Origin of the sequence: Pedobacter sp. (assembly GCF_041662865.1) — a bacterium.
GTDB lineage: Bacteria > Bacteroidota > Bacteroidia > Sphingobacteriales > Sphingobacteriaceae > Pedobacter.
Map to the genome: position 1 here is coordinate 1 of NZ_JBAZRL010000115.1, position 2,991 is coordinate 2,991.

The window sequence follows — 2,991 nt, forward strand, 5'->3', positions numbered from 1 at the left end:
ATTTTTACAATGTATTGTAAGGTGCCCGTATTACCTGGTTTAACAATAACGCGTGTGCGGATGGTGTTATTTGGGAAGTTTTTCATGGACCACGCTGTACGCAGGTAGGAAGTTTCTTTATCAGCCATTTCAATTACATCAAAATAGTTAGTTACAATTCCATTGATAATCTTCCAAGCATCTTCAGGTGTTCTGGTAGCACCCACAGTAATGCTGAAATTTACATTTGCTTGGTCACTTTGTATCGATGAAGTATAGGCTTCGTCGGTTTTTAAGGCGATGTGTTCATTTGTGGGAGGCGCTTGCATGTTGTGCTGATTGCAGAAGTTTTTAATAACTGGAACAAAACCTGCTCGTTCAATAATTACTTCAACACAAACGCCATCTAAAATTTTAATGCTATGCTCGCCAGTTGCAACTTGTTTACCATCAACTTTAATCGTGGCATCGCTAGGCGTCGTATTTACCCTTACCACGCGATCTTTTAAAGTAATCGTTTCAAACAGGGGTGTTTGTGGCATCCCTTCTTTGTTGTAATATGTTCTTTCTACTGGTACATAACCGTCTTTTCTATATTCGACAGCTACATTGGTTTTCGCTGGAACTACAATTTCATCAGAGTTGTCTGGTAATTTTTTGCCGTCTACAAATATTTGTACGTCACTAGGATTTAGCTTTACTTTTACCGCTTTGTCTTCTAAAATAATAATATCATCTATTGGGGCAACATCTCTTCCTGGTTGATTGTAATATACTTTACTTTTTTTATAATAACCTGGTTTAGTCACTTCCACTGTTGTCGAACTATTGTCGTTTACATAGACAAATAATTTTCTTGTCCCGTATTCAACGCCGTTTACAAATATTTTGGCATCATAAGGCTCGGCGGTTACCGTAACCATGCGATCCTTTAGTTCAACAAGGTCTTCCTTTTTAGGGTCAACGCCTTTTAGTCTTTGATATGATTTGTCTACAGGTTTAAAACCAGGCTTCTTGAAAACTAATTTAATTGGGAAGTCCTTATTAATCTTAATCTCTGCAGAACCAGTCCCTAAGAGCTCTTCTTGTCCACCGGTTTTTGTCTCGTAAATAGTAGCATCTGTTGGGAGCACACTAATTTTCATTTTTTGAGCGTTAGCAATATTGGAGCTCAATGTTGCTAAAAGGAGTATGGTAAAATAGATTTTCATGAGAGGATAATTTTTATGTTACAATATCTTAAAAGAAATAGGGTTTTCAAAATTTTTTTGGTAAAATACCCACTTATAGGTAGTAGTAGCTATTTGACTTATAGGTGCTTAGAACATAGATTTTAGTTAAATGGCTTTCGTTTGTATATTTGCACTTTGCTTAACGCTAGAAAAAAATAATGTCGAGTATTAAACTTTTATTATTTCTTTGCCTTATTGCCTTTGGTGCGCAAGCCCAAGTACTTCCTGTTAAGGAACCAGATAGCGTAGTTAAAACTATTTTTACGACTTACTATGCTAAAAAATTCGAAGGTAGAAAAACCACTAGTGGCGAAAGATATAGAGCAGCAAAGTTAACCGCTGCGCATCGTAAGCTACCATTTGGAACAATAGTACGCGTAAAGAACCTTCATAACGATAAAGTTGTCGAAGTGAGGATTAATGATCGTGGTCCTTTCAGTAAAAAATTTGAATTAGACTTATCTCAAAGTGCTGCTAAAGCGCTGGGTATCTATAGACTAGGTTATGCAAAAGTGGAAATTTCGTATGTGTTAAAATAACACTTATTTGACCAGTGTTACAACCTGTTTTTTAAAATTATTAACACTCGATTTGATTCTGTAAGTGCTTAAAAAGAAATAATTAGCTTTTTTCCATGTCGTTTCTGACACTATTTTGATGAAAACTATTGGTTAATTTTCAAACATGTTAACAACTTTGTAAGGCAAAAAATCCCCCAACTTCTATATTTGTTAAACAAAGTTCTTTAAAAGAATCCACATACAATATTATTTAAGTACTTAACATTTAGTTGGTTAAAAACGGTTACAATTTGAACGTTTTTAAAGAATAGAAAGCTAAATGGGCTTTGTAGGCGGATTTATTTTGATACAACTTTCACAATAGTGGTTTTTAGCATTTTGAACGCTCAATAAAATGCTGTTTATCGAAATAACGAATACACAATTTCTAAACGTAAAAAATTAAGTTTATGCCGCAGGAAGAAGAATTATTGCTAAAGGAAAATAAGGACCGTTTTGTTCTTTTGCCGATTAAGTACCCCGCTCTTTGGGAAATGTATAAAAAAACAGAAGCGAGTTTTTGGACAGCGGAAGAGATAGATCTATCCGATGATCAAAAACATTGGGATAATCTGAATGATGGCGAGAGACATTTTATTTCTCATATTCTTGCTTTTTTCTCAGCTAGTGATGGTATTGTAAATGAGAATTTGGCAGTGAATTTTATGAGCGAAGTTCAATTGCCTGAAGCGCGTTGTTTTTATGGTTTCCAAATCATGATGGAGAATATCCATGCAGAAACCTATGCGTTGTTAATTGATACTTATATTAAGGATCCAGATGAGAAAGATCGTTTATTCCACGCAATTGATACTGTTCCAGCAGTAAAACGTAAAGCTGACTGGGCATTAAGATGGATCGAAAATGGAACTTTTGCAGAGCGCTTAGTAGCTTTTGCTGCAGTTGAAGGTATTTTCTTCAGTGGTAGTTTCTGTTCAATCTTTTGGCTGAAAAAAAGAGGCTTAATGCCAGGTTTAACTTTTAGCAACGAATTAATTTCGAGAGATGAGGGTTCACACTGTGAATTTGCCTGTCTTTTATATAGCATGCTAAGCAATAAACTAAGCCAGGAGCAAGTGCACGGTATCATTGCAGATGCAGTTGAAATTGAAAAGGAGTTTATTACTGATGCATTACCAGTGGCATTAATTGGGATGAATGCCAAATTAATGAGTCAGTATATTGAATTTGTTGCCGATAGATGGTTACAAGAATTGGGT

Annotated in this window: 3 protein-coding genes; 2 read left to right on the forward strand and 1 reads right to left on the reverse strand. The window is 35.3% G+C overall.

Annotation, left to right across the window (positions count from 1 at the left end; genetic code table 11):
- Window positions 1–1,190: hypothetical protein (locus WC622_RS16845; protein WP_372820853.1), on the reverse strand; the 1,190-nt coding region annotated here is incomplete at its 3' end.
- Window positions 1,191–1,369: 179 nt separating this feature from the next.
- On the opposite strand from WC622_RS16845, the gene WC622_RS16850 reads away from it, so the two are divergent.
- Window positions 1,370–1,750 (forward strand): septal ring lytic transglycosylase RlpA family protein, encoded by a 381-nt coding sequence (locus tag WC622_RS16850; RefSeq protein WP_372820854.1) that lies wholly within the window; start codon window positions 1,370–1,372, stop codon window positions 1,748–1,750.
- Between the two features lie 431 nt (window positions 1,751–2,181).
- A partial coding sequence (locus tag WC622_RS16855; RefSeq protein ID WP_372820855.1) for a ribonucleotide-diphosphate reductase subunit beta occupies window positions 2,182–2,991 on the forward strand: 810 nt, incomplete at its 3' end.

Bases quoted from the DNA above. Each gene is read 5' to 3' on its own strand.
- WC622_RS16850 (WP_372820854.1), top strand. From the start codon at position 1,370: ATGTCGAGTATTAAACTTTTATTATTTCTTTGCCTTATTGCCTTTGGT.